Origin of the sequence: Bacillus sp. GMa5/1 (assembly GCF_050172015.1) — a bacterium.
Classification (GTDB): domain Bacteria; phylum Bacillota; class Bacilli; order Bacillales; family Bacillaceae_G; genus Bacillus_A; species Bacillus_A cereus.
This window is the reverse complement of the sequence record NZ_JBNLYC010000242.1, coordinates 1-5,090: the sequence shown is the minus strand read 5'-3', so window position 1 is coordinate 5,090 and position 5,090 is coordinate 1. Positions and strand designations below refer to the sequence as shown.

The following is a 5,090-nucleotide window of genomic DNA, read 5'->3' as shown; positions in this document are numbered from 1 at the left end:
TATCTGATTGTGATTTTGAAATTACAAGACATGTATCATTCCCACAAATACACCCTACTTTTTCTTTCCAGTCTACAGAGTCTAATAACACCCCTATAACATGGAAAGATATAAGAGATAGGTGAAATTTATGAATACAAGACAAAAAGAAATTTTATTTCTACTATTATCTGAATCTAACGACTATTCATTAGTACAAGACCTTGCCGATAAGGTGAATTGCTCTGAAAAAACAATTCGTAATGATTTTAAAATAATTGAGGAGCACCTTGCGAATTATTCAAGTGCGATTCTTGTTAGAAAACCGGGATTAGGCGTGTACTTAGAGATTGAGGAATATGAAAAGGTGGACTTGTTTAATAAACTTTATTGTATTAATAATTGCACAAAGTATGAATCAGATGAAGAAAGAATTCTACAAATTGCATACAACTTATTAATGAATGTAAAGGCAGTTACTGCACAGGAAATGGCATCCCAACATTTTGTAAGTCGAACTACTATAAAAAAAGATCTAGATAGAATTGAAAAATGGTTATGTCATTTTGATTTAACCATTGTTTCAAAACAGCGAGTTGGACTTATTATTGATGGAAATGAAAAGAAAAAAAGAAGAGCATTGGCTAGATTATCAGATTTGATTCGTAATTCTGATCTTACGAATCAATTTATTAAAGAACAATTTCAATATCATGAGGTTGAATTTGTTACGAACGAATTGAAAGCGTTACAAAAACGAAATGCATTGTTTTTTACAGATGATACATTTGAAAGTTTATTAGTGCATACATTGCTCATGGTACGGAGAATGAAACTTAAACAACCTATTTTAAATGCTGAAAAGGAAATTAAAATACTGAAAGAAACAAAAGAATATATATGGACATTGGAATTTTTAAAACAGTTGGAATGTGTTTTTTCAGTTAATTTTACAGAAGAAGAAGTTACGTATTTAACAGCTCATATTTTAGGTGGGAAAATCCGTTATCAAGATAAACCAATGCAGGATAGCACACTTACTGAAAGTAATCCAATTCTTTCTATGGTTATACAGCAATTAGTTAAACGTATGTCGCAGTTGTATGAAATTGATTTCAGTAAAGACAAAATTTTAATTGAAGGGTTAACGATTCATCTATATACCGCTTTGAATCGCTTAAGCTATGATCTTTCTGTCTCTAATCCGATGTTACATGATATAAAGAGAATGTATCCCTATGTGTTTAATGTATTGATACAAGTATTAGAAGAGATAAATGAATCTCTAAATATATATATTCCAGAAGAAGAAGCGGCTTATCTTACTCTACACTTTGAAGCATCTGTTGAACGGTTAAATCACCAGGAAAAATCTAAAAATGTAATTATTGTTTGCCATATGGGCATTGGCATGTCGCAGTTGTTACGTACAAAAATTGAGCGTAAATTTCGTCATATCCATGTTATGGACTGTATTTCAAAAGCTGATTTACAAAGTTATATAATGAAACATCGTGATGTGGATCTCGTTATTTCAACTACTAGTCTTTCAAGATTAAACATTCCTCATATAGTAGTATCCCCATTATTAGAGGGGCCAGAAGAAAAGAAGCTAGGGGACTTTATACAAAATTATGATGAGCCAAGTTATAAAGAACAAAAAGACTTAGTTATGTTCAATTATACATCTCCATTTTTAGTGTTTTTACAACAGGATATACAGCACCCATATGAGCTAATTGAAAAGTTAGCGTATGCTTTGCATAGTAAGGGGTATGTAGATAAAGAGTATGCAGAAAATGCAATCATAAGAGAAAAAATGTCAGCAACAACGATTGGGGCAGGAATTGCAATTCCCCATGGCAACCCAAAATTTATTCAAGAATCAGTAATTGCAATTGCTACATTAAAGGAACCAATTGATTGGGGAGCAGAGAAGGTATCACTTGTATTTATGCTAGCAGTTAAAAGTGATGGACAAGAGGTAACGAAACAATTGTTTCAGGAACTATCCTTTATAAGTGAGCAACCATCCTTTATTCAAAAGCTTGTGAAAGAAACAAATGTCATGAAATTTTTGTCTTTTTTACATAATTAACCGAATTAACCGAAAAGTGGAGGATTAAATAACCAGTTGTTTGCTTTGGTAAAAGGTATATTATTCCGGAAGTTACGGTAAAAAATGAAACTTTTGACGTCGTAATAATGATTTATAGTAAGTGTAGGCGCTCAGTAAGAAGTGTAAGGAGGATTAAGAATGAAATTGTTAGCGGTTACATCATGTCCAAATGGGATTGCCCATACTTATATGGCAGCTGAAAATTTGCAAAAAACAGCGGATAAATTAGAAGTCCAAATGAAAATTGAAACCCAAGGTGGAATAGGTGTAGAAAATGAGTTGACTGAACAAGATATTCGCGAAGCAGACGGCATTATTATAGCTGCAGATAGAGTCGTAAATAAAGATAGATTTATAGGAAAAAAATTGTTGGTTGTCGGAGTGCAAGATGGTATTCGTAAACCAGAAGAATTAATTCAGAAAGTAATCAGCGGGAATGTACCTATTTATCATTCACAGTCAAAAATAGTAGAAAGTAACCATCAGGAAAGAAAGCAAAATCCTATATATCGTCATTTAATGAATGGTGTATCTTTTATGGTTCCATTTATCGTAGTCGGGGGATTATTAATTGCTATTGCGTTAACACTTGGGGGAGAAAAAACTCCTGGGGGTTTAGTCATTCCAGAGGGTTCTTTTTGGAAAACCATTGAACAAATTGGTGGTGCATCATTTACGTTCATGGTCCCAATACTGGCTGGATATATTGCATATAGTATAGCGGATAAACCTGGACTTGTTCCTGGGATGATTGGTGGATATATTGCAGCAACAGGAAGCTTTTACGGAAGTGAAAGTGGTGCTGGTTTTCTTGGTGGAATTATCGCTGGTTTTCTAGCTGGTTACATAGCGTTAGGAATCAAAAAATTAAAAGTTCCAAAAGCGATTCAACCAATTATGCCGATTATTATTATTCCGGTATTTACTTCTCTTATTGTAGGCTTAGCATTTGTATTTATTATTGGCGCTCCTGTTGCACAAGTTTTCGTATCATTAACAGCTTGGTTAGCGGGTATGCAAGGGTCAAGTTCAATTCTCTTAGCATTAATTTTAGGGGCAATGATTTCATTTGATATGGGTGGTCCAGTCAATAAAGTAGCATTCTTATTTGGTTCAGCAATGATTGGAGAAGGAAACTATGAAATTATGGGTCCAATTGCTGCAGCAATTTGTATACCACCAATTGGAATGGGACTGGCTACTTTCATAGGTAAGGGGAAATTTCAAGATTCAGAGAGAGAAATGGGTAAAGCATCATTTACAATGGGGCTATTTGGTATTACGGAAGGTGCGATTCCCTTTGCAGCACAAGATCCACTTCGTGTTATTCCAAGTATAATGGCTGGTTCGATGACGGGTGCTGTGATTGCGATGATCGGTCATGTAGGAGACAGAGTAGCACATGGTGGTCCAATTGTTGCAGTGTTAGGGGCAGTAGATAATGTATTTATGTTTTTTGTAGCTGTAATTGTAGGCTCTATTGTGACAGCTGTTGTAGTAAATGTATTGAAAAAAGACGTTTCAAAGTTAGAAAAACAAGAAAATGAAAAAATAAAAGAAGTATCAGCAACAATAAAATTAGAACAACTGGAACAAGAAACTAAAGCAAGAGGCCAACAAGTAGATAGGGTAGAAATTAAAAAATTAACAGATATTACAAGTTTAGAATTAATTGAAACGGATTTAAAAGGGGAAACAAGAGATGACATCATTGATGAAATGATTCAAAAATTAAAACATGTAGGTGCATTACATTCAGTGACAGAATTTAAACAAGCTATTATGAACCGTGAGCAAGAAAGTACTACAGGTATTGGTATAAATATTGCGATTCCACATGGGAAATCAGCTGCCGTTAGGAAACCGAGTGTGGTATTTGGAATTAAACAATCGGGTATAGATTGGAACAGCCTTGATGGAACGGAAGCAAAGTTAATATTTATGATTGCGGTACCAAAAGGAAATGAAGGAAATGAACATTTAAAAATCCTTCAAATGCTTTCTCGAAAACTAATGGATGATAGTTATAGAGAGCGGTTATTATCTGTTCAAACAAAAGCAGAAGCATACAAACTACTAGATGAAATTGCATAGAATGGAGGATTCAAATCATGACTGAACCATTATTTTTTGCACCTGTTTTTAAAGAAAGAATTTGGGGTGGGACACATTTAACTTCTTTTGGATATGAAATTCCATCAAATCAAACTGGAGAGTGTTGGGCTTTTGCAGCGCATCAACATGGACAAAGTATTGTTAAGAACGGAAAGTATAAAGGGCTATCCTTGGGTGAATTGTGGGATAACCATCGAGATTTATTTGGAAATATGGAGGGGGAGCGTTTCCCTCTTCTTACAAAAATTTTGGATGCCAATCAAGATCTATCTGTTCAAGTTCATCCTAATAATGAATATGCTAGCGTGCATGAGGATGGAGAACTAGGAAAAACAGAATGTTGGTATGTAATCGATTCCACTAAAGACGCAGAAATTATATATGGGCATCATGCGAAAACAAAAGAAGAATTAATGTCTATGATTGAACAGAAAGAGTGGAACCAACTGTTACATCGTGTGAAGGTGAAACCTGGAGATTTCTTCTATGTGCCGAGTGGAACTGTCCATGCAATTGGTAAAGGGATTTTGATATTAGAAACGCAGCAAAACTCTGATACAACCTATAGATTGTATGATTATGATAGAAGAGATTCAGAAGGTAATTTACGTGATCTTCATCTTGAAAGCAGTATTGATGTAATAGAAACTCCATGTATTTCGAATCAGTTAACATTTAAAAATGAAAAAGTAAATGATTTGAGTATAACTAATTTTATTAAATGTCCGTATTTTTCAGTAGAAAAATGGGAGTTAGATGGATCAGCTAGTTTGGAACAACAAAAAGCCTTCCTTCTTGTTAGTGTAATACAGGGAGAAGGTGAGTTAATTAAAGAAGGTGAGCACTATTTCTTTAAAAAAGGAGACCACTTTATAAT

3 protein-coding genes and 1 pseudogene are annotated in these 5,090 nt (G+C 34.1%); 3 read left to right on the top strand and 1 reads right to left on the bottom strand.

What is annotated here, in order from left to right:
- A pseudogene (locus ACQGSG_RS26465) lies at window positions 1–103 on the bottom strand (arginine repressor); the annotation flags it as partial.
- Window positions 104–130: 27 nt separating this feature from the next.
- Between ACQGSG_RS26465 and ACQGSG_RS26460 the strand changes: the two are divergent.
- The 3 genes from ACQGSG_RS26460 to manA form a co-directional block, all read left to right on the top strand.
- A complete protein-coding gene (locus ACQGSG_RS26460) occupies window positions 131–2,077 on the top strand; it encodes a BglG family transcription antiterminator (RefSeq protein ID WP_426948408.1) in 1,947 nt (648 codons plus the stop codon).
- Window positions 2,078–2,236: 159 nt separating this feature from the next.
- Window positions 2,237–4,192, top strand: coding sequence for a fructose-specific PTS transporter subunit EIIC (locus ACQGSG_RS26455; protein ID WP_426948406.1), 1,956 nt, complete (start codon window positions 2,237–2,239; stop codon window positions 4,190–4,192).
- 17 nt (window positions 4,193–4,209) lie between these two features.
- Window positions 4,210–5,090: mannose-6-phosphate isomerase, class I (gene manA / locus ACQGSG_RS26450; protein WP_426948404.1), on the top strand; the 881-nt coding region annotated here is incomplete at its 3' end.

What these genes read in the sequence shown, in the direction of transcription:
- ACQGSG_RS26460 (WP_426948408.1), top strand. Translation starts at nt 131, where the DNA reads ATGAATACAAGACAAAAAGAAATTTTATTTCTACTATTATCTGAATCT.
- ACQGSG_RS26455 (WP_426948406.1), top strand. Translation starts at nt 2,237, where the DNA reads ATGAAATTGTTAGCGGTTACATCATGTCCAAATGGGATTGCCCATACT.